Source organism: Streptomyces sp. NPDC051561 (assembly GCF_044454195.1).
Taxonomy (GTDB): Bacteria; Actinomycetota; Actinomycetes; order Streptomycetales; family Streptomycetaceae; genus Streptomyces.
The window spans coordinates 434,004-454,421 of record NZ_JBITDM010000001.1 but is presented as its reverse complement, the minus strand read 5'-3'; the positions used below and the strand labels follow the sequence as shown (position 1 = coordinate 454,421).

Below are 20,418 nucleotides of genomic sequence, written 5' to 3'. Positions count from 1 at the left end.
TAGCTTCGTGAATATGGAAGGAACTTGCCATGCCCCAAAGGGAGTTGAAGCCGGTGCTCATCCTCGGAGGCTCCGGTCAGGCAGGCTCGGACACCGCCGCGCTGTTACGCCGCTGGCACCCGGATCTGCCACTGACCCTCGCGGGCCGTGACCTCCCGCGCGCGCAGAAGGTGGCCGACGAACTGGGCACCGCCACCGCCACCACCATCGACCTGCGGCGCGCCGATCTCGGCCTGCCGCCCGGCCGCCACCACTCGGCAGTGGTCGCCGCACTCCGGGACAGCCACCTCAACGGACTGCACTACGCGCAGCATCACGGACTGCCGTACCTCAGCATCTCCAGCGGCCTGGTGGAGATCGCCCCCGAAGTCATCCTGGGGGCCCGGCAGGCGAGTGCCTCACCGGTTCTGGTGGCCAGCCACTGGTGCGCGGGCGCCGTCGTCCTGGCGACGCTGCAACTTGCCCGGGAGTTCGACCGGGTCGACACCCTCCGCATCCGTGTCGTACTCGACGAGTCGGACACCGGCGGGCCCGCCGGAGCGGCGGACCTGGAGCGGTGGGCGACGGCCACCTCGGCGGGTCTGGTACGTCGTGACGGCGTCTTCACCTGGGTGAACGGGCCCGAGGCGGAGGCGGAGGTGCCCGGCGCGGACGGTGTCGCCCTGCCCGGTCGGGCCATCGCCATCCTCGACGTACCGAGCCTCGCCCTCGCCACGGGTGCGGCGAACGTCCGCTTCGACATGGCGATCGGCGAGTCCCCGGCCGGCCGCCGGGGCGAAGGCGCCTCCCTGGAGGCCCGGATCGACCTCGAAGGATCGGGCCCCGCCGGCGCCCCCCTGCGCACCAGCCGCTACCTCGTCCACCCGGCGGGCCAACGGCCCCTGACCGCCGTCGGTATCGCCCTCGGCGTCGAGCGCCTCCTCGCCCTGCGCGGGGCGGCCGTTCCACCGGGCCTGCATACTCCTGAGGCTCTGGTCGACCCGGCCTACGCGGTCGAGCGCCTGTTGGAGACGGGCGCCGCCTTCGCCGACGTACCTCGATCCGGCATCGAGCAGTCAGGCCCCGAGCAGTCCGGCCCCGGACCCGCCCGCTGCTGAGCGGTGGAACTCACCAGACCGCTCCCATCAACAGCCGTCAGCCGTCAGCCGTCTGCCGACTGACGACAATCGTCCAAGAGGTGCCGGAATCTGTTCATGGCGGCCGGCCGGTCCAGCCAGCACGATGACACCCATGACCCCCATGACCCCCATGACACCGATGACGCCCACGGCACCGTACCGATCAGCACCCTCGACCGACGTCCTCACCTCCAACGGCCACCGGCTCTCGCCCGGCCCCCGCCGTCTCGGCCGCCTCGAAGCCGTACCCGAGGCACAGCGCACCGACCTGGCCGCACTGCGCGAGCGGTTCGACCGCGACGGCTACCTCTTCCTCCCCGGGTTCTTCGACCGGGCGACCGTGCTGTCCTTCCGCCGACACTACTTCTCCCGCCTGCTGCCCAGTGGCCTGGTAAGGGCCGACGCCGATCCGGTCGAGGGCCTGGCCGGGCCGGAAGCGGGCCTGGACCGTGGCCGACTGCGCGAGATCCTGTTCAAGGAGATCGTCCCCGGGCGGGCGTACGAGGCCCTGTGCAGGCATCCCGCGCTGGTCGCGTTCTACCGGTGGTTCCTCGGCTCCGAGGAACTGCATCTGCACCGTCGCAAAATCATCCGGCACGTGGCACCCGGCGAGAGCGGAATAGGCACTGCGACCCAGGCCCACTACGACCTGGTTTATCTGCGCGGGGGCACCGACCGGGTGGTCTCCTCCTGGATCCCGCTGGGGGACTGCCCCGTGGAACGCGGACCCCTGATCTACCTGGAGGGCAGCCACCACCGGGTCAAGCGGCAGGAGGCCGCCGGGACGCTGAAGCGGCCCGCCGCCTCGATCACCGCGGACCTGCCCGCGCTGGCCGAGGAGTACGACGCCCGCTGGCTGGTGACGGACTTCGCAGCGGGCGACCTGATGGTCCACAACGCGCACATCGTGCACGCCTCCCTGGACAACAAGGACCCCTCCGGCGCCTTCCGGCTGTCCACCGACATCCGCTACCAGGCCGCCGGGGAGCCGATCGACGGCCGCTGGCAGAACCACTGGCACGATCAGGACGGCCTCTGAAAGCCACCGAACGAATAGGGTGATTCCCAAGCACCACGGACAGCACCGAGCAGCACTGCGGGCAGGACAGCAGGCAAGGCACCGAGCAGCACTGCGGACAGCACAGCAGACAAGGCACCGAGCAGCACTGCGGACAGGAGGCCGATGATGACCGAACCGACGGTGGCAGAGGTCATGGCCGAGCTGGCCGGTCTGGAGGACCCCAAGGCGCGCGCGGTCAACGAGAAGCACGGTGACGACCACGGCGTGAACCTCGGCAAGCTCCGCGCGATCGCCCAACGCCTCAGGACCCAGCACGAGCTCGCCCAGCAGCTCTGGGCCACCGACGACACCGCCGCCCGCCTGCTGGCCCTCCTGGTCTGCCGCCCCAAGGCCTTCACCCGCGACGAGCTGGACGTGATGATCCGCGAGACGCGTGCCCCCAAGGTGCACGACTGGCTGGTGAACTACGTGGTGAAGAAGAACCGGCACACCGAGGAGCTGCGACTGGCCTGGCTCGCCGACCCCGACCCGGTGGTGGCCGGCGCGGGCTGGGCGCTGACCACCGACCGCGTCGCGAAGAAGCCCGAGGGCCTCGACCTCCCCGGGCTCCTCGACACCATCGAGGCCGAGATGAAGGACGCCCCCGACCGCCTCCAGTGGGCGATGAACCACTGCCTCGCCCAGATCGGCATCGAGCACGCCGAGTACCGCGCCCGCGCCCTCGCCATCGGCGAACGCCTCGGAGTCCTCAAGGACTACCCCACGCCCCCGAACTGCACCTCCCCCTACGCCCCGGCCTGGATCACGGAACTGGTACGCCGCCGCGAGGGCTGACCGGGCGCCCCCTCGCCCGTCACGACCCCGCACCGTTCCAGGACCCCCACAGCGCCGCGTATGTCCCCCCTGCGGCGACCAGCTCGTCATGGGTGCCCAGCTCCACGATGCGGCCCTCCTCCATCACGGCTACCCGGTCCGCGTCGTGCGCGGTCTGGAGGCGATGGGCGATGGAGATGACCGTGCGGTCGGCGCGTACGGCGGCCATGGCGCGTTCGGCGTGCCGGGCGGTGGTGGGGTCGAGGAGGGCGGTCGCCTCGTCGAGTATCAGGGTGTGCGGGTCGGCCAACTGTACGCGGGCCAGGGTGAGTTGCTGTGACTGTGCGGCGTCCAGCCGGACCCCGCCCGCGCCCAGGCGGGTGCCGAGACCGTCCGGCAGCTCCTGGGCCCAGTCGGCCTCCACCATGGCCAGCGCCGCCAGCATGGCGCCGTCGTCGGCGTCCGGGGCCGCCATCGCGAGGTTCTCCCGGAGGGTTCCCAGGAACACGTGGTGCTCCTGGGTGATCAGGACGATGCGGTTGCCCAGCGTCCCGGCCGCGGCCAGCGCCGCCACCGGCACCCCGCCGACCGTGATCGACCCCGTACGCGCAACCCCCACCCCCGACATCAGCTTGCCGAGCGTGGACTTGCCCGCTCCCGAGGCGCCCACCACGGCGAGCCGCTCACCTGGCCGCACCGACAGTTCCACCTCGTTCAGTACGTCGTGGTCGCCGACGTACGCGTAACGCACCCCGGACACTTCGATGCGGTCGTCGACGGGCCGGCCGGTGGCGGGTACGGTCTCGTCGGCGACCAGGCCGACGCCCTTGATCCGGGCGAACGAGGCGCCGCTGCGCTGGAGTTGCTCCACCCAGGTGAGCATCCGGTCGAGCGGGTCGACCAGCTGCCACATGTACAGGCTGCCCGCCACCACCACGCCCAGGCCGACCGACCCGTCCAGATGGGCGAAGCCGCCGACCAGGAGGATCAGCGCCATCGGCAGGGTGTGCGAGAACCCGGTGACCGGGAACAGCACCGTCCGCAGGAACAGGGTGCGCCTGCCCGCGCGGTACGCCGCGTCGATGGCCAGGTCCGCGTGCGCCACCCTGGCCCCGCCCAGGCCGAACGCCTCGACGGTACGGGCGCCCTGCGCCGTGGCGTTCAACGCCTCGGCTACCTCGGACGAGGCCGCCCCCTCGGCGAGATACGCGTCCCTGGCCCGCGCCAGGTACCAGCGGCCGGTCCACCACAGGAACGGCAGCCCGACCAGCGCGCACAGCCCCAGCAGCGGATGCAGCACGAAGACCGCGACCAGCACGAACAGCACCTGCACCCCGGCCATGAACACCTCCGGCGCCGCGTTGCGCAGCGTCGAGGCCACCGTGCCGACATCCACCGACGCCCGGGTCACCAGATCACCGGTGCCCACCCGCTCGACCACCCGGGCGGGCAGCGCGAGCGTCGCCTCCACGACCTCCTCCCGCAGCCGGGCCAGCGCCCGCTCGCCGAAGCGGTGCGAGTGGTAGCGGGCGAAGCGGGACAGCACCAACTGGGCCAGCGCGAAGCCGAGTACGCCCATGGCCAGCAGATCGACCCGGTCGGTGGTGATGTTCCCCCGCTCGACCCCGGTGACGATCCGGCCGAGCAGCCACGGGCTCGCCAGTCCGGCCAGCGAGGCGAGACAGGTCAGCGCGATGATCCACACCATCGCCCGCCCGTCGTCCTTCAGCAGCCCCCAACTGGCCCGGCGCGCGGTGCCGCGGTCGGCGACCGGCAGCCGCTCCTGCACGCTGCTCATCGGCGGGTTCCTTCCTGGGTACGGGTCCGGGTCTCGGTACGGGTCTCGGTACCGGTCTCGACCCGGGCCTCGGTGCGCGCTGTCCGCGTGCTCGGTTCGTTCTTCTCGGCGCCCCGGAAGACCAGCGCCCGGTACTCGGGCTGCCGCTCCAGCAGCTCACCGTGGGTTCCGACGGCCACCACCCGGCCGTCCACCAGGAAGGACACCCGGTCCGCCCGGCCGAGCAGCAGCGGCGACGTACTGACGAACAGGGCGGTGCGTCCCTCGCGGGCGGCGGTCACCCGCGACGCGACCGTCGCCTCGGTGTGCGCGTCCAGCGCCGACGTCGGCTCCACCAGCAACAGCACCTCGGGGTCGGCCAGCAGCGCACGTACCAGTCGAAGCCGCTGGCGCTGACCGCCGGACACATGGGACGCCCGGTCGCCCAGCCGGGAGCCGAGCCCCTCGGGCAGCGCCCCGACGATGTCCTCGGCCACCGCGGCGCGCACCGCCCGCTCGATCTCCCGCTCGCCGTGCACCCCCACCGAGACCGCCTCACGGACCGAACCGCCGAAGAGGTACGTGTCGTTGTCGGCCAGCAGAATGCGCCGCCGCACCTCGGCCAGCTCCATGTCGCACAACGGCACGCCACCCCAGGTGACTTCGGAGTCCGTGTACCGGCCCAGCCGGTCGACCACGGCACGCGCCTCGTCGAAACGCGCGCTCGCCAGGGCTGTCGTACTGCCCGCAGGAAGCACGAGACCGGATACCGGATCGTGCAGTTCCGCCGGACCGCCCGGCCCCGGCAGCAAGGCCTCGCGGTCCTCGACATCGGGTTTCATGGCCAGGATGCCGGTCACCCGCCGCGCCGAGACCAGCCCGCGCGGCAGGTCGTCGGCCCCCTCGACGAAGAACGCCACCGGCGCCAGGAGGGCCGCCACATACCCGTACACCGCGACGAGTTCACCGACCGTGATCGTGCCACTGGCCGCCATCCGCGCGGCGATCCAGGTGACCAGCGCGAGGAAGAGGACCGGCAGGCAGGCCCCCAGGGACTGCACCCAACTGGTCAGCGAGGCGACCCGGTAGCCGTCGGACACCAGGGCCCGGGACCGCTCCCGGTAGCGGCGGGCGAACACCGGCTTCCCGCCGATCCCGTTGAGCACGCCCAGCCCGGTGACCACATCCACCGCCTGCGCGGTGAGTTCCCCCTGCTTCTCCCGGTACGCCCCCTCGGCGCCGTGCAGCTTCCCCAGCAGCGGCCCCACGGTCACCGCCAGCAACGGCACCCCCAGCAGCACCACCAGCGCCAGCAGGGCGGATATCCGGAACAGCAGCACGGCGGTCGCGCTGTACGCGATCACCGCACCCACCCCGGGCCCGGTGATGGTCAGGGTCTGCGCGATCCGCGCGGTGTCCCCGGCCTGAAGGTGCGTCAGCTCCCCCGCCGACACCTTGCCCTCCAGCGCCGAACCGAGCCGCGCGACCTGCCGCACCACCACCTGCACCGTGCGGTACGCCGCGTCGACCCGGAGCAGCGTCATCGTCCGGTGCCGCAGGATCCCGAGAACGGCCACCACCGCACCCACCAGCACGATCAGCGCGACCCAGCGCACCAACTCCCCGGTGTTCCCGGCCCGCAGCCCACTGTCGATCGCCCGGGACATCAGATACGGCGGCAACATCAGCGCACACATCCACGAACTGCCCCACAGCGCCCCGAGCAGCACCCGTCCCGGCTGCATCCTGACCAGCCACCACAGGAAACGTGCCGGACCGCGATGGTCGGGCACCCCCGGATCGGCATGGGGCACCCGGTGCGCAGACCCCTTCACTCCGGTCATTCCGGCATCCTCACCTCGTCGGACGGGACGTGATGATCAGATCACGCGCCGGTCCTGCCCCCGCGACCACCCATGTCCGCACGCACCGCCCCCGGCGCGCGGGCGCCGCGCGCGGCCCCGTACCCTCACCGGCTGTGAAGCTTCTGCGTAAGTCGTGGACGGGTGTGCGGGCCGGCTGGGCCGAGCATGAGCTGTCGCCCGCCCGGGGGGCCGAGTTCAGGCGTCTCGCCGGGCTGCTGGAGGACGGTGCGTACGAAGTGGCCGAGCGCGACGCGCGGGCGTTCGCCGCGCTGCCCGGCCGGCCGTGGTCCAGGGGGCCGATGACGAACTGGGTGGGACGCATCGTCGCCACCACCGCGGCAGTTGAGCACGGGCGCGGGAGCGAGGTGCGGGACGAGGTGGAGGCCCTGATAGCGGAACTGCGGCAATTCGGCGGCTCCGTACGGCTGTTCCACCAGATGGCGCGGGGCACCCGGGTCGACATCCTGCTCCAGCAGGGCCACTACGCGCAGGCCCAGCCGGAGGCGGAGGGCAACCTCCGTGCCCTGAACTCGCTCGCCCGCCCGTACCCGAAACGCGCTTTGATCATGCAGCTCGGGGCCCTGACCAACCTGGCGGAAGCCCTGCACGGGCAGGGACGGCACCAGGACGCCGAGGCCATCGCCCGCGGCAACCTGCCTCGCGCGGGAAAGGGGATGGCGCCCCTCCTGCGCCTCGTCCTGGCGCACAGCCTGAACGGCCAGGCCCGATACCAGGAGGCCCTGACCGAGGCCCGCGCCGTCGCGGAGCAGTCGCCGGAAGCAGGTGTCATCTCGACCGGTGCCCTGGGCATCGCCACGGCCACCGCCCTGTACGGCCTGGGCCACCACCAGGAGGCGCTGGAGGCGGCCCGGGAGTCGCTGTCGGCCGGTGAGCGGCGACTGCACCCGCTCCACCCGCACATCGAGGAGGCCACCACGCTGGTCGCCCGCATCGCGGCGGGGGAGCGCCTCGACCCGACGGGCGACGAGCGCTGACGGCCGGTGATTACGGCCGGCGGTGCCCCAGTACGTTGATCACCCGCCCGCCGGGGTCCCGGACGAAGAACCGGCGTACCCCCCACTCCTCGTCCTGCAACGGGTGCACGATCTCCGCGCCGCTGTCGCGGACGAGCGCGTAGGCCGCGTCCACGTCGTCCACCTCGACGCTCAGGTCCGGGGCCACCGGCGCGGTTCTGTCGTCCGTCATGACGCTGATCTGGGCGGTCGGGGCGGAAGGCGAGGCGAGCGTCATGATCCAGCCGTGGTTCATGACCTCCTCGAAGCCCAGCAGGCCGTAGAACTCCCGGTTCTCCCGCATGTCCGGGGACTGGATGTTGGGCACGACACGGCGGACGGACATCAGGACCTCCAAGTGTGAGCAGTGTGTCCGCATCCTTCCCGAGACCGGCGGCCGATGCCTCCGGATCTCGCACACTCCTGGCCAGTCATACCCCCCACCCCTATTCAAGTCATGGATCCGAAGGCTTGACGCAATACCCCCTAGGGGTATGGTGAAGTCCATAGTCACCGCACTGCCCGCAGCTCACCCTTCAGAGGAGCGTCATGAACACGGGACTCAGGATCACCGCGTACGCCGCCGCCGTCGCCGCCACCTTCGGAGCGGCCTACGGTGTCGGCAAGGGGGTCGGCCCCCTCGGTGCCGACGAGAAGGCGGCCGCGCACGGCGGGCACCCATCGACGAACGGGGCGAAGGAACCCGCAGGCGGCGGGGGAGGCGGGGCCGCGCCCGTCCCCGGCGGCCTCCAGATCTCCGAGAGCGGCTACACCCTCGCCCTGGAGACACCCCGGGTCGACGCCGGGGACCGTACCCGGCTCCGCTTCTCCATCAGGGACGCCGACGGCCGCAAGGTCACCGCGTACACCCGCGAGCACGACAAGGAGCTGCACTTCATCGTCGCCTCGCGCGATCTGACCGTCTTCCGTCACCTGCACCCGACCCGCGCCGCCGACGGCACCTGGAGCACCACCGCGGACCTCCCGGCCGCGGGTGGCTACCGGGCCTTCGCCGACTTCAAGCCCGCGAAGAAGGGCGCCGAGGCGCTGACCCTCGGGGCCGACCTCGCGGTGTCCGGCGACTACAACCCGGTCGCCCTCCCCGCGGTCGCCCGCACCGCGGAGGTCGACGGATACCAGGTCACCCTCGACGGCGGGCTGAACCCCGGAAAGAACAGCGAGCTCAAGCTGAAGGTCGCCAGGAACGGAAAGCCGGTCACCGACCTCCAGCCCTACCTCGGTGCGTACGGCCACCTGGTGGCCCTCCGCTCCGGCGACCTCGCCTATCTGCACGTCCACCCCAACGGCGCTCCGGGCGACGGCGCCACCAAGCCCGGCCCCCAGGTCTCCTTCACCGCCGCGGTCCCCAGCTCGGGGACGTACCGCCTCTTCCTCGACTTCCAGCACAACGGCAAGGTGCGCACGGCGGCCTTCACGGTGGAGGCGGGCCAGGGGAGCGGCGCGGGCGCCGGGACGACCGCGCCGCCCACCGGCCAGCCGGAGGAGGAGGCTCCGGGACACGGGCACTGAGGTGTGTGCGGAGAGGGGGCGGGGGAGTGGGGGAGCGGGGGTTCGGCTCCCTGCCGGACCCGGCACGGACCCCTGCTCACCCGGCACGGATCTCTGCCCGCCCCGCACGGATCCCTGCTCACCCCGCACGTTCACGCCCCGACCACACCCCCCACCCGGCACCCGGACACCCCGAGCCGCCCCGACCGGGCCAGCCCCGCGACCGCCCCCGCGCAGGCCAGCCCGGTGAGCAGCAGCGTCGCCCAGACCGGCCAGAGCATGCCGTGCCGGCGGGCAACGTCCCACAGGGCCCCGACCCCGAGGTTCCCCAGGGTGATCCCGAGCCCCGAAACCGTGTGGTAGAAGCCGTAATGCGTGGCCACCAGCCGGCCCCCGGACAGGGCCACCACCGTGTCCATCTCGAACGGATAGACCACGGCACTCCCCACCGCGAGCAGCACCACGGCCAGCACCAGCGCAGCGAACGTCACCAGCGGGGCACCGGATGGGAACAGGGCCGGGACCAGCGCCGCGGGCAGAAACGCCAGCCCCATCGCGCACAGCCCGCGCACCAGCGCCTCCGCCGGGGTCCACCGCCGCTTCACCCAGTCGGTGATCCGCAGTTGACCCGCGACGGCCACCGCCGCCGACACCACGAACAACCCGCTCGTGGCAGCCGTACCGCTACTGCCCAGGGCGTCCGTGGCGGCCAGCGGCAGCGCCAGGTACACCTGGAACCCCAGGACGTACGAGCCGACCATCGCGCACGCGAACAGCAGGAAAGGCCGGTTGGCGACGACCGTGCGCCACTGCGCCAGCACCCCGTCCCGGCCGGGCTCCGGAGCCGCGTCGCCCCGGCGGGCGGGCAGCGCCCGCCACTGGAGCACGGTCAGCGCGGCGAAGATCAGCGCGGCGGCCGCGCAGACCACCCCGAAGTCCGCCGCCAGCAGGGCGAGTCCGACCGGCGGACCGAGGAACATCCCCGCCTGGTAGTACACATTGAAGATGGCGAAGGCGTCGACCCGGCGCTCGCCCGCCTCGGCGGCCAGATAGGCCCGTACCGCCGGATTGAACAGCGCCCCGGCGAACCCGGTGGCCGCGGACGCCGCGATCAGCGCGGGCAGCGAGTCCACCCACCCGAGCAGCGCGAACCCGCCGGTCCGCAGCAGACAGCCGGCCATGATCGGCCCCTTGTAGCCGAACCGGTCGGCGAGCGTGCCGCCGACGAGGAACAGCCCCTGCTGCGACAGATTGCGTACGCCCAGCACCAGCCCCACCGCCCACGCCGCGAGCCCGAGCGTGCCCGCCAGATGGGCGGCCAGATAGGGCATCAGCATGTAGAACGCCAGATTGATGGCGAACTGATTGACCATCAGAAGTCGCACCGCAAAAGGAAATTCAGCGGTACGACGCCACAGCTTCCTCATCGACCGGCCCCCGTCAGCGGGTGCGGGTGCGGCGCGACGGGATCGGCCTCCCGGGCGAGCGGATCGGCGTCCCGGGCGAGCGGACCGGCCACCCGGGTGCACCGCGTCCAGCGCTCCACGACCCTCTCCCCGGTGTCGCCGATCTCCTCCGGGTCCTCGGCGGGTACCCGGCCCAGGAGGTCGTGCTCCCGGCAGTACGTGTCGTCGAAGACGGTCCCGACATAGCGCTGCGGCCCGTCGGGGAACACGGCGACGATACGGTCCTCGGCGGGCAGCGTACGGGCCAGCCAGCGCGCGGTCAGCGCGACGGCGCCCACGCTCCAGCCGCCGGTCGCGTAACAGGTGCGGGCCAGGGTGCGCGCGGCCCACACCGCCTCCGCCGCCGCCACCCAGTGCACCTCATCGAAGAGATGGTGGGTGACGTTGCGCGGATGGATGCTGCTGCCCAGGCCGCGCATCAGCCGGGGCGCGGCGGGCTGGCCGAAGAGGGTGGAGCCGGGGGTGTCCACGCCCACCACCCGCAGCCGGGGGAAGAACCCGCGCAGCACCGACGCGACCCCCGACGAGTGACCGCCCGTGCCGACACTCACCACCAGGGTGTCGATCCGCCCGAGCTGCGCGACGAGTTCATGGGCGAGCGGCCGGTACGCCGCGATGTTGTCCGGATTGTTGTACTGGTCCGGGCACCAGCTCCCCGGCGACGCGGCCAGCAGCTCGGCGACCCGCTCCTGCCGGGCCCGCTGCCAGCCGCCCGCCGGATGCGGCGTCCGTACGACGTCGACCCCGGCACCGTGCGCCCTGAGCAGCCCCGTCATCAGGGGCTCCATCCCCGGATCGGTGACCACCGTGACCGGATGCCCGAACACGGTCCCCGCCAGCGCGAGTCCGAGCCCCAGCGTCCCCGAACTGGACTCGACGATCGGCGCCCCGGGCGCCAACTGCCCCCGCTCACGCGCCGCCCGCACCATGTACAGCGCCGTACGGTCCTTGATCCCACCGGGGTTGTGCCCCTCCAGCTTGGCCCAGTACCCCCGGCCGGGAGCGGTGAACGGCTCCCCGATCCAGAGCACGGGCGTATCGCCCACCAGCTCGGCGGCCGTACGCGCCGGCCGCTTGGCCCCGGCCGTCAACAGGGCGGGTGAGTCCGGCACATGGCCCACACGGCCCACCTCGGTCACCTCGCCCATATCGGCCCCCTCGGCCACATGGGTCACACAGATGTCAGAGTGAGAAAACGTCATGGCGAACTGCTCCTCCGACCCGCACACCGCTGGGCGGCCCACGGGCCTTCAAGTGAAGGGAATGGATCGGCCTGATCCGCATTCGACTGCGACTTCGACGACCGACCCGCTCAGATCCGCCACACGCTCAGCACGGCCCGCTCCTCGGAACCGCCCCCCGCCCCCACTCCCGCCCTCGCCACCGCGGCCACCCGGCAGCGCCCAACAGCACCGCGCCAACAGCCCGGTTCGCGCACCACCCCCGGCACATCCCGCGCCCCCTCCACCGGCGCGACCACATCCCGGGGCGGCTGCACCGGCGACGCATCGTCCCCCCAGCACTCCGCGACCCCGTGCGGCTCACCCCCCGACAGCCCGGCGGCCGCCTCCTCCGCCCCCGGGACCACCGCCACCAGCGAATCGATCCGCTCCACCCCGGACCCCACCGGCCCGTGCGCACACCCCAACATGTGCATAAACCCCACCAGCACAAGCACAAGAGCCGCCCCGGACCAGCTCCCGGGGCGGCTGCGAGGATGTCCCGACAGCACCGCCATGGACACAGAACGTAGTCAAGCAACCGCGTAAGTTCCCTGTCGGGAACGGCCGTGTCGGAGCCCTCCCCGTACCCCCGACTTACGGAACCCTGCCTGGTGAAAGGGCGTGATGCGCAGACCTGTCGGAGTAAATACCGGCCTCCCCGCTTCACCCCCACGAGTGAGCCGGGCCTGCTGAAGGCAAAGGCGCCTCGGCGCAAGCTCTTCGAGGACCGCGGCTCCGTAACCCCGGACGCACCCGAGTAACCTCCGACACCCAGACGGCACCGGCACCCACCGGAGAAAGCAGGAAGCCATGAGCGACCTCCTCGACATGACGGTGGAGCAGGGCACCGCCACCCTCACCCTCAACGACCCCGCCCGGCGCAACGTCATCTCCGGTGCCCTCGTCGACCGCATCGTCGACGCCTTCGACCAGTTGGAGGCCCGGAGCGCTGTCACCGCCGTGGTCATCACCGGTGCGGGCCCGGCCTTCTGTGCCGGGGCCGACCTGGCGGACCTGGTGGCGGCCACGGACGACGACGCGTCCGGGGTACGGCGGGTCTACGACGGCTTCCTGCGCGTCGCGCGTTCCCCGCTGCCGACCATTGCCGCCGTCAACGGGCCCGCGGTCGGCGCCGGTCTGAACCTCGCGCTGGCCTGCGACGTCCGGATCGCCTCCGCCTCCGCCTGGTTCGACACCCGCTTCCTCAAGATCGGCCTGCACCCCGGTGGCGGCCACACCTGGATGCTGGAACGCCTCGTCGGGCCGCAGACCGCCGCCGCCATGGTGCTCTTCGGAGAGCGTCTCGACGGCGCCGCCGCGGCCGCCGCGGGCCTGGCCCTGCGCTGCGTACCCGACGACGAACTGCTGCCCGCCGCACACGCCCTGGCCGCCCGCACCCACGGCGTCGAACCGGAACTCGTCCGCCGCACCAAGCAGACCCTGCGCACCGCGGGCGACGGACGCGGCCACGAGGAAGTCCTGCACGAGGAGACCCGCGAACAGATGTGGTCCTTCGGCCTGCCCACCACGCGCGAGCGCCTGCGCGAGTTCCAGCAGCAGATCAGTAAGTGAGGGCCCGAGCGAGACCATGAGAAGCAACGGGCCCAGCGGCTTTTGAGGGCATAAGCAAAGGCAGGAAGATCTCTCTCCCTGCCCTTCTCAACTTATAGCCCACCGGGGGGCTTGCGGCAAGGCCCTGGTGGTGACGGAAGATGTGCGACCTGGCCGCAGGCGCTGGTGGGGCGCCGGGCCGGGGTTCAGACACAGGCTTTCCGTACCTCGGAGGTATCGCAGTGATCGAGCAGTACGTGTGGGACCTTCCGGAGGTTGACGAGACGCAGCTCGCGGCCGTCGGCGGCAAGGGCGCCCACCTGGGCGCACTCTCACGCATCGAAGGCGTTCAGGTGCCGGCCGGCTTCTGTGTGACGACGGACGCCTTCCAGCAGGCGATCGCCCAGGCGCCGGCGGCCGGCGAACTGCTCGACCGGCTGGCCGGGACCGACCCGGACGACCGGGAGGCGATCCGCACGATCGGCGCGGAGCTCCGCCGGACCGTCGAAGGCATCCCCGTCCCCGACGACCTCGCGGCCGCGATCACCCGCGCACTCGGCCGGCACGGCGCACACGCCGCCTACGCCGTCCGCTCCAGCGCCACGGCGGAGGACCTGCCGACGGCCTCCTTCGCAGGACAGCAGGACACCTATCTGAACGTGGTGGGCCCGGCGGAGATCCTCCGGCACATCAGCCGCTGCTGGGCCTCGCTGTTCACCGAGCGGGCCGTGACCTATCGCCGGCGCCAGGGCATCGACGACCGCACGGTCCACATGGCCGTCGTCGTACAGCGGATGGTCTTCCCGCAGGCGTCCGGCATCCTGTTCACCGCCGACCCCGTCACGGGCAACCGGAAGGTCGCCACCGTCGACGCCGGGTTCGGACTCGGAGAGGCACTGGTCTCCGGACTGGTGAACCCGGACGTCCTCAAGGTGCGCGACGGCGAAGTCGTCGACAAGGTGATCGCCGCCAAGGCACACGCCATGTACGCCCTGCCGGACGGCGGCACGCAGACGGTGGCGGTCGACGCCAAGGAGCAGGACGAGCCTGCTCTGACGGATGCGCAGGCCGTACGGCTGGTGGGGCTCGGGCGGCGTATCGAGGCGCACTTCGGGTGCCCGCAGGACATCGAGTGGTGCCTGGTCGACGGCGACTTCCGGATCGTGCAGAGCAGGCCGGTCACCACGCTGTTCCCGGTCCCGGCCCTTGAGCCCGGTGACACGGAGAACCACGTCTATGTCTCCGTGGGCCACCAGCAGATGATGACCGACGCCATGAAGCCCCTCGGGTTCTCCATGTGGCAGCTGACGGCCATGGTGGCGATGCACGAGGCGGGCGGACGGCTGTTCGTCGACGTCACCGCGCGGCTGGCCTCGCCCGCGAGCCGGGCCGGTCTCCTGGAGATGATGGGGAAGGGCGATCCGCTGGTCAGGGACGCGCTGGAGACCGTCCTCGACCGCGAGGGCTTCGTCCCTCCGCTCCCGGACGCGGGCCCCGGCGGGCCACCGCGCGGCGCCGCGCCCGCCCCGATCGAGAACGATCCGGCGCTGGTCACCGGGCTGATCGAGCGCAGCGAGGCATCCGTCGCCGACCTGGAGCGCGGCATCCGGGCGAAGAGCGGGCCCGCCCTGTTCGACTTCCTGCTGGAGGCCTTCGAGGAGCACAAGCGGGTGCTGAGCGACCCGTTGAGCCTGCAAGCCATCATGGCGGGCATGGAGGCCACCTGGTGGCTCAACGAGAAGCTCCAGGAGTGGCTGGGCGAGAAGAACGCGGCCGACACACTGACGCTGTCCGCCCCCGACAACATCACCTCGGAGATGGGCCTCGCACTGCTCGACGTCGCGGACGTGATCCGCCCGCATCCGGAGGTGGTGGCCTTCCTCCAGGGCGTCACGGACGGGAGCTTCCTGGACGAACTGCCGAAGCTCCCGGGCGGAACCGAGGCACGCGACGCCATCGAGGAGTACCTCGGCCGGTACGGCATGCGCTGCGTCGCCGAGATCGACATCACCAGGCCGCGCTGGAGCGAGCGCCCCAGCACCCTCGTCCCCGTGATCCTCGACAACGTCAGGATCTTCGAACCGGGTGCCGCAGGACGGCGCTTCGAGGAGGGGCGGCAGAAGGCGCAGCAGAAGGAACAGGAGGTGCTCGCCCGGCTGCGGGCCCTGCCGGACGGCGGCCGGAAGGCCGACGAGACCCGGAGGATGATCGAACGGGTGCGCACCTTCATCGGCTACCGCGAGTACCCGAAGTACAACATCATCAGCCGCTACGCCGTCTACAAGCAGGCCCTGATGCGGGAGGCCGACAGTCTGGTGGAGGCCGGCGTGCTCACCGACCGGGAGGACGTCTTCCACCTCACCTTCCAGGAACTCCACGACGTCGTACGCACGCACCGGGTGGACGCCGGACTCATCCAGCGGCGCAAGGACGACTTCCGCGCGTACCGGGCGCTCACCCCGCCCCGCGTACTCACCTCGGACGGCGAGGCCGTCACCGGGGCGTACCGCCGCGGTGACGCACCGGACGGCGCCCTGATCGGACTCCCGGTCTCCGCCGGGACCATCGAGGGCCGGGCCCGCGTCATCCTCGACATGGCCCAGGCCGACCTCGAAGCGGGTGACATCCTGGTCACCACCTTCACCGACCCCAGCTGGTCACCGCTGTTCGTCGGCATCGCGGGCCTGGTCACCGAGGTCGGCGGCCTGATGACCCATGGCGCGGTGATCGCCCGGGAGTACGGCCTGCCCGCCGTCGTCGGCGTGGAACAGGCCACCCGGCTGATCCGCGACGGCCAACGGATCCGGGTCCACGGAACCGACGGTTACATCGAGCTGCTGTCCTGAACTTGGACACAGGCTCGTGGACCAGGCTCGTGGACACAGGCTCTAACCTCGGCGCATGCATGGAAAGTTCACCGGTTGGCCCGAGCAGGCCATGGACGTTTTGTTGCAGCTCCAGGGCGAACCCGCCCAGGCGGTCCGCGAGCGCTGCCGCGCGGACCGCGAACGGCTGGTCCGGCAGCCGATGATCGACCTGCTCAACGGTGTCGCGGACACCGACCCCCGGTACGAGGACTTCTCTGTCTGGCACTACCGCACGGGCTCCTGGTGGTGGCAGCACCAGAGCGCGGTGATCCGGCTCGGCCGCAAGATCGAGATCAGTCTCCGGTTCTCCCTGGACGGCCTGTGGATCCAGGGCGCCTGGTGGTACCCGGATCCCGGCCAGGTGGAAACGTTCCGCGGAGCCGTGGCGGCCGAGGGGAGCGGACGCGAACTGGCATTCCTCGTGGAGGAGCTGAAGGAGAAGGGCTACGACGTCTCCGGGGACGTGATGAAACGTCCGCCGCGCGGCCATCCGGCCGGTCACTCCCGTACGGAGCTGCTTCGCCACCGTTCGCTGACCGCGGCCCGCCCGCTCGGCTGCGGGGAATGGCTGCACACACCCGAGGCGGTCGGCCGCGTCCTTTCGGCCGCCGCCGACCTGGACGACCTGTTGAGGTGGCTGGTCCGGCATGTGAAGTCCGGCACGTGAAGCGCGCGGCAGGCCGACGTCAGTTCCTGGTGGGGAGGAGGTCGGCCTGTGCCTGTGTTCGGGCCTGTGGCTGAGGCTGTGTTTCGGTCGGGGCCTTCTCGATCCCCTCGGCTTCCTCATGGCCCTCCTGCCCCTCATGCCTCTCCTGCCCCTGACGTCCCTTGGCGACCAGCACGGCCAGCAGGCCGAGGCCGGCCCAGAGGGTCAGGGTGAGCTGGGCGGAGCCCGCGCCCGCGCCGTCGAAGGAGGAGACGGACCTCAGGAGGGACCCGCCGGCACCGGGGGGCAGCAACTGGCCGAGGAATCCGACGGGTTCGGGCAGCAGTTGCGGGGCGCTCGTCGCCCCGGAGAAGGGGTTGCCGAGCAGCACCATCAGCAGGCCGCCGAGTGCCAGGCCCGCCCGGCCCAGCAGTGCGGCCAGGCCCGCGATCGCCGCGCCGACGGCCAGCACGGTCAGTGCGAGGGTGGCTGCCACCGCCCACCAGTTGCCGCCCAGAATGCCGAGCCAGCTGTGTGCGAGTGCGGCGGCCACGATGCCGACCAGTGCGGAGGCGCCGGTCAGGACGAGGACGCCGCGTGCGCCGCGCAGTTGGAGCAGCGTCACCAGGGCTCCGGCGGCCACTCCCGCGAGGGCCAGCGGCAGGAGGCTCGCGCCCAGCGCGCTGCCCCGGGGGTCGCCGGCCGGTGCGGCCACCACATCCGTCACCCGCGGCGGGGTTCCGGCGGGGGCCCGGGAGATCGCGGCCTCCCGCAGCATCTGGGCGACGACGGGGCTCGCGGCGGACGCGGTCAGGACCTCCACTCCCTGCGGGGACGCCACGAGCGCGCCGTACACCTCCCGGTTCTCGATCGCGGTACGGGCGCTGGAGGCGTCGGGGTAGCGGTGCACCTCGAAGGCGCCCTCGGTCTCGGTGAAGCCCTGCTGGAGCCGGTCGGCAGCGGCGGTCGGGCCCGCGATGCCGAGGGGCAGGTCGTGCGGGGCGATCCGGGCGGCCGGCCAGGCGAACGCCCACAGGGCGAGGGCCGCCACCACGGGGGCGAGCAGGAGGGCCGCGAGTGTGCGGCGAGATGGGGTGAGTGGGGTGGACATGGGGTCCCTCGTTCCCGGGAAATTTAAAGAGAAGGATCGTTCGTTTTTCTGATTCCCATGGTGACCCTTCTGGCGCGCTTGTCAAGAAGGAATGTTCGTTTTACTTTGAGGACATGGCTCGTGTATCCCAGGAACACCTCGACGCCCGCCGCCGCCAGATCCTGGACGGTGCGACGCGCTGCTTCGCCCGCTCGGGCTTCCACGCCGCTTCCATGCAGGACGTACTGCGCGAGATCGGCCTCTCGCCGGGTGCCGTCTACCGGTACTTCGGCAGCAAGGACGAGTTGATCGCGGCCATCGCGGCAGAGGTGTTCCGGGACGTCCGCAGTGCCTTCGACGCCGCCGCACGGCAGAGCCCGCCGCCGCTGCCTGACGAACTGCTGGCCCAGGTGGTCGGCCAGGTGATGGCGGCCCGCGACGGTCTGCGTGTCGACGGCCGCCCCGCCTTTCCCGGCCTGGTGCTCCAGGTGTGGACGGAGACGCTGCGGGACGAACGGCTGGCCGCGCTGCTGCGGCAGGGGTACGTGGAGATGCGGGGAGCCTGGGTGCGGCTGGTGGAGGCCTACCGCGCGGCCGGGCTGATGGCCGACGACGTACCGGCGGACCATGTGGCGCGGACGATGATCGCGGTGGCGCAGGGGTTCATCGCACAGCAGGCCCTGTTCGGCGAGGCGTCGAGCGAGGTCCTGAAGGACGGGCTGCGCGCGTTGATGACGATGGACCGCCCAGCCCGGAGCGAAGACCGCACGGGCACGAGATGACCTGGGGAATCGGGCGCCACAGCCATTCACCCCGGAGAAAGCGGACGGTGCCCCCGGGCCGGGCGTAGCCGAGGAGCGCCCGGAACGTGCTCTCGCGCTTGACGGTGTGGCGAGGGACTCCGCGAGTTCGGCGCCCTCCAGCATCGCGAGGTTCGCGCCCGCCCCCAGCGGGGCATCAGGTGGGCGGCGTCGCCCAGGAGCGTCACCCCGGGGACGTGGGCCCAGGTGTGGGACACGGGCAGGACGTAGAGCGGGCGGTGGACGAACGTCGTGCCGTGGCGGAGGAGTTCCAGAACAGGAGTTGCCCAGCCCTCGAACAGGGCCAGCAGTCTCGCTCGTACGGCCTCGACGTCGGCCAGGTCCAGGTCCGCGTGCCAGTCCTCCGGCGCGCGGAACTGGGCGTACACCTTGACGTGGCCGCCACTGTTGCGCTGGGCGACGAGCGCGCGCTTCACGCCGTACACCGGTACGGAACCGTCGCCGATCAGCTGGGCGAGGCGGGGGTGGCGGGTGTCGATGTCGTCGAGGGAGGTCTCCACATAGGTGACGCCGGTGTCGTCGAGGAGACCGCGGGGCGCACCCGGGACCGGGCACCGTCAGCGCCGATCACCAGGTCGAATGCCTCCTGCCGCTCGTCCGCGAAGTGGACCAGTGCGCCCTCCCGGATCCTCGGCACCACCTGCGTCACGTCCCTGCCCCACTGAATGTCGAGAGGGCCGAGCGGCAGATCACGGAGTTGCCCACGGTCGATCTCGGGTTTGGCCCGGTCGTCCGGCCGAGGCTGCCAGTCGCGCAGTACGGTCCCGTCCGTGTCCAGGATGCGCATGGCCTGCCCCTCGGGGCGGGACAGCGCCTGGAATTCCGCCAGCAGCCCCGCCTTGTCCAGCGCGCGCTGGCCGAGCCCTTCTTGCAGGTCCAAGGTGCCGCCCGGGGGGCGGGCATCGGGGCCGGGATCACGTTCGAAGACGGTGACGGTGTGACCATGACTGTGTGGGACCGGCCGGAGCCGCCGACTCAACCCGTACCGCTCGACCGGGAGCGGATCGTCGCCGCGGCTGTCGCGCTGGCCGATGAGGGCGGGCTGGGGGCGGTGTCCTTGCGCAAGGTCGCCGCCCGTCTGGACGCCGGCCCGATGCGGCTGTACCGATACATCTCCACCAAGGAGGAACTGTTCGACCTCATGGTGGACGAGGTCCAGGCCGAGATCCTCCCCGAGGAGCAGCCCGGTGACTGGCGGGAGGCCTTGAGCGTCCTCGCCCACCGCACCAGGCGGGCCGCGCTCCGGCACGAATGGCTGGCCGACCTGCTCGGCGGCCGCCCGGCCTTCGGCCCGAACGGCCTCGCCGTCGCCGAGGCCGCGCTGTCCGCCCTCGACGGCCTCGCCGACGTCGACACCGCCATGCGTGCCGTCGAGACCGTCAGCGCCTACTTCAACGGCGCGATCCGCCGCGAGATCACGAACCTGCGGGCCGAGCGCGCCACGGGCCTCTCCAAGCACGACTGGCAGCGCGCCTCCGGCCCGCATCTGACGAAGATGCTGGCCACGGGCCGCTTCCCGGCCCCGGCCAGGGCCGTGCACGACGGCACCGACGTGGACGCCGAAACGTCCTTCGCGAACGGCCTGGACTGGGTCCTTGACGCCGTGGCCGCCAAACTTCCCCCTCCGCCCGCGTGACG

General features: G+C 71.8%; 17 protein-coding genes and 1 pseudogene. 10 read left to right on the top strand and 8 right to left on the bottom strand.

The annotated features are described in order from the left end of the window. Positions 1-29: 29 nt before the first annotated feature. The 3 genes from ACIA73_RS01940 (at position 30) to ACIA73_RS01930 (ending at position 2,973) form a co-directional block, all read left to right on the top strand. Positions 30-1,097 (top strand): saccharopine dehydrogenase, encoded by a 1,068-nt coding sequence (locus ACIA73_RS01940; protein WP_399436270.1) that lies wholly within the window; start codon positions 30-32, stop codon positions 1,095-1,097. A gap of 133 nt (positions 1,098-1,230) precedes the next feature. Continuing rightward, the gene (locus ACIA73_RS01935) at positions 1,231-2,157 is read left to right on the top strand and encodes a phytanoyl-CoA dioxygenase family protein (protein WP_399436269.1); all 927 of its coding nucleotides are present in this window, start codon (positions 1,231-1,233) and stop codon (positions 2,155-2,157) included. Between the two features lie 147 nt (positions 2,158-2,304). Beyond that, the gene (locus ACIA73_RS01930) at positions 2,305-2,973 is read left to right on the top strand and encodes a DNA alkylation repair protein (protein ID WP_399436268.1); all 669 of its coding nucleotides are present in this window, start codon (positions 2,305-2,307) and stop codon (positions 2,971-2,973) included. A gap of 19 nt (positions 2,974-2,992) precedes the next feature. On the opposite strand, the gene ACIA73_RS01925 is transcribed toward ACIA73_RS01930, so the two are convergent. Continuing rightward, positions 2,993-4,750 carry an ABC transporter ATP-binding protein gene (locus tag ACIA73_RS01925; protein WP_399436267.1) on the bottom strand — a complete coding sequence of 586 codons (1,758 nt, stop codon included), beginning with the start codon at positions 4,748-4,750 and terminating at the stop codon, positions 2,993-2,995. Further along, positions 4,747-6,573, bottom strand: a complete 1,827-nt coding sequence (locus tag ACIA73_RS01920; RefSeq protein WP_399436266.1) for an ABC transporter transmembrane domain-containing protein — start codon at positions 6,571-6,573, stop codon at positions 4,747-4,749. Before ACIA73_RS01920 ends, ACIA73_RS01925 begins: the two co-directional genes overlap by 4 nt. A 134-nt stretch (positions 6,574-6,707) precedes the next feature. On the opposite strand from ACIA73_RS01920, the gene ACIA73_RS01915 reads away from it, so the two are divergent. Next, complete coding sequence (locus ACIA73_RS01915; RefSeq protein ID WP_399436265.1) at positions 6,708-7,589, top strand: hypothetical protein; 882 nt, start codon at positions 6,708-6,710, stop codon at positions 7,587-7,589. A gap of 10 nt (positions 7,590-7,599) precedes the next feature. Here ACIA73_RS01915 and ACIA73_RS01910 read toward each other — a convergent pair whose 3' ends face one another. After that, the gene (locus ACIA73_RS01910) at positions 7,600-7,953 is read right to left on the bottom strand and encodes a VOC family protein (RefSeq protein ID WP_399436264.1); all 354 of its coding nucleotides are present in this window, start codon (positions 7,951-7,953) and stop codon (positions 7,600-7,602) included. A 203-nt stretch (positions 7,954-8,156) separates the two neighbouring features. On the opposite strand from ACIA73_RS01910, the gene ACIA73_RS01905 reads away from it, so the two are divergent. After that, entirely contained in the window at positions 8,157-9,137 is a 981-nt protein-coding gene (locus tag ACIA73_RS01905) for a hypothetical protein (protein WP_399436263.1), read from the top strand. A gap of 131 nt (positions 9,138-9,268) precedes the next feature. On the opposite strand, the gene ACIA73_RS01900 is transcribed toward ACIA73_RS01905, so the two are convergent. The 3 genes from ACIA73_RS01900 to ACIA73_RS01890 all read right to left on the bottom strand — a co-directional run bounded on the left by ACIA73_RS01900 (position 9,269) and on the right by ACIA73_RS01890 (position 12,197). After that, complete coding sequence (locus ACIA73_RS01900) at positions 9,269-10,543, bottom strand: MFS transporter (RefSeq protein ID WP_399436262.1); 1,275 nt, start codon at positions 10,541-10,543, stop codon at positions 9,269-9,271. After that, positions 10,540-11,730: a PLP-dependent cysteine synthase family protein gene (locus ACIA73_RS01895; RefSeq protein WP_399436743.1), complete on the bottom strand. Its 1,191-nt coding sequence runs from the start codon at positions 11,728-11,730 to the stop codon at positions 10,540-10,542. Before ACIA73_RS01895 ends, ACIA73_RS01900 begins: the two co-directional genes overlap by 4 nt. 164 nt (positions 11,731-11,894) lie before the next feature. Continuing rightward, positions 11,895-12,197 carry a hypothetical protein gene (locus ACIA73_RS01890; RefSeq protein ID WP_399436261.1) on the bottom strand — a complete coding sequence of 101 codons (303 nt, stop codon included), beginning with the start codon at positions 12,195-12,197 and terminating at the stop codon, positions 11,895-11,897. 418 nt (positions 12,198-12,615) lie between these two features. Here ACIA73_RS01890 and ACIA73_RS01885 point away from each other — a divergent pair, with 418 nt between their 5' ends. The 3 genes from ACIA73_RS01885 to ACIA73_RS01875 all read left to right on the top strand — a co-directional run bounded on the left by ACIA73_RS01885 (position 12,616) and on the right by ACIA73_RS01875 (position 16,890). After that, positions 12,616-13,377: an enoyl-CoA hydratase gene (locus ACIA73_RS01885; RefSeq protein ID WP_399436260.1), complete on the top strand. Its 762-nt coding sequence runs from the start codon at positions 12,616-12,618 to the stop codon at positions 13,375-13,377. 221 nt (positions 13,378-13,598) lie between these two features. Then, on the top strand, positions 13,599-16,202 hold the full coding sequence (rph, locus tag ACIA73_RS01880) for a rifamycin-inactivating phosphotransferase (RefSeq protein ID WP_399436259.1): 2,604 nt from the start codon (positions 13,599-13,601) through the stop codon (positions 16,200-16,202). Between the two features lie 55 nt (positions 16,203-16,257). After that, complete coding sequence (locus ACIA73_RS01875; protein WP_399436258.1) at positions 16,258-16,890, top strand: DUF2461 family protein; 633 nt, start codon at positions 16,258-16,260, stop codon at positions 16,888-16,890. A gap of 19 nt (positions 16,891-16,909) precedes the next feature. On the opposite strand, the gene ACIA73_RS01870 is transcribed toward ACIA73_RS01875, so the two are convergent. Then, positions 16,910-17,980, bottom strand: coding sequence for an ABC transporter permease (locus ACIA73_RS01870; protein WP_399436257.1), 1,071 nt, complete (start codon positions 17,978-17,980; stop codon positions 16,910-16,912). 113 nt (positions 17,981-18,093) lie between these two features. Between ACIA73_RS01870 and ACIA73_RS01865 the strand changes: the two genes are divergently transcribed. Further along, a complete protein-coding gene (locus ACIA73_RS01865; protein ID WP_399436256.1) occupies positions 18,094-18,741 on the top strand; it encodes a TetR/AcrR family transcriptional regulator in 648 nt (215 codons plus the stop codon). A gap of 105 nt (positions 18,742-18,846) precedes the next feature. Here the strand turns inward: ACIA73_RS01865 and ACIA73_RS01860 are convergent. After that, positions 18,847-19,759 (bottom strand): annotated as a pseudogene (locus ACIA73_RS01860) (FAD-dependent oxidoreductase); the annotation flags it as partial. Between ACIA73_RS01860 and ACIA73_RS01855 the strand changes: the two are divergent. Then, positions 19,724-20,416 (top strand): TetR/AcrR family transcriptional regulator, encoded by a 693-nt coding sequence (locus ACIA73_RS01855; protein WP_399436742.1) that lies wholly within the window; start codon positions 19,724-19,726, stop codon positions 20,414-20,416. The pseudogene ACIA73_RS01860 and the gene ACIA73_RS01855 overlap by 36 nt on opposite strands. Positions 20,417-20,418: the final 2 nt, after the last annotated feature.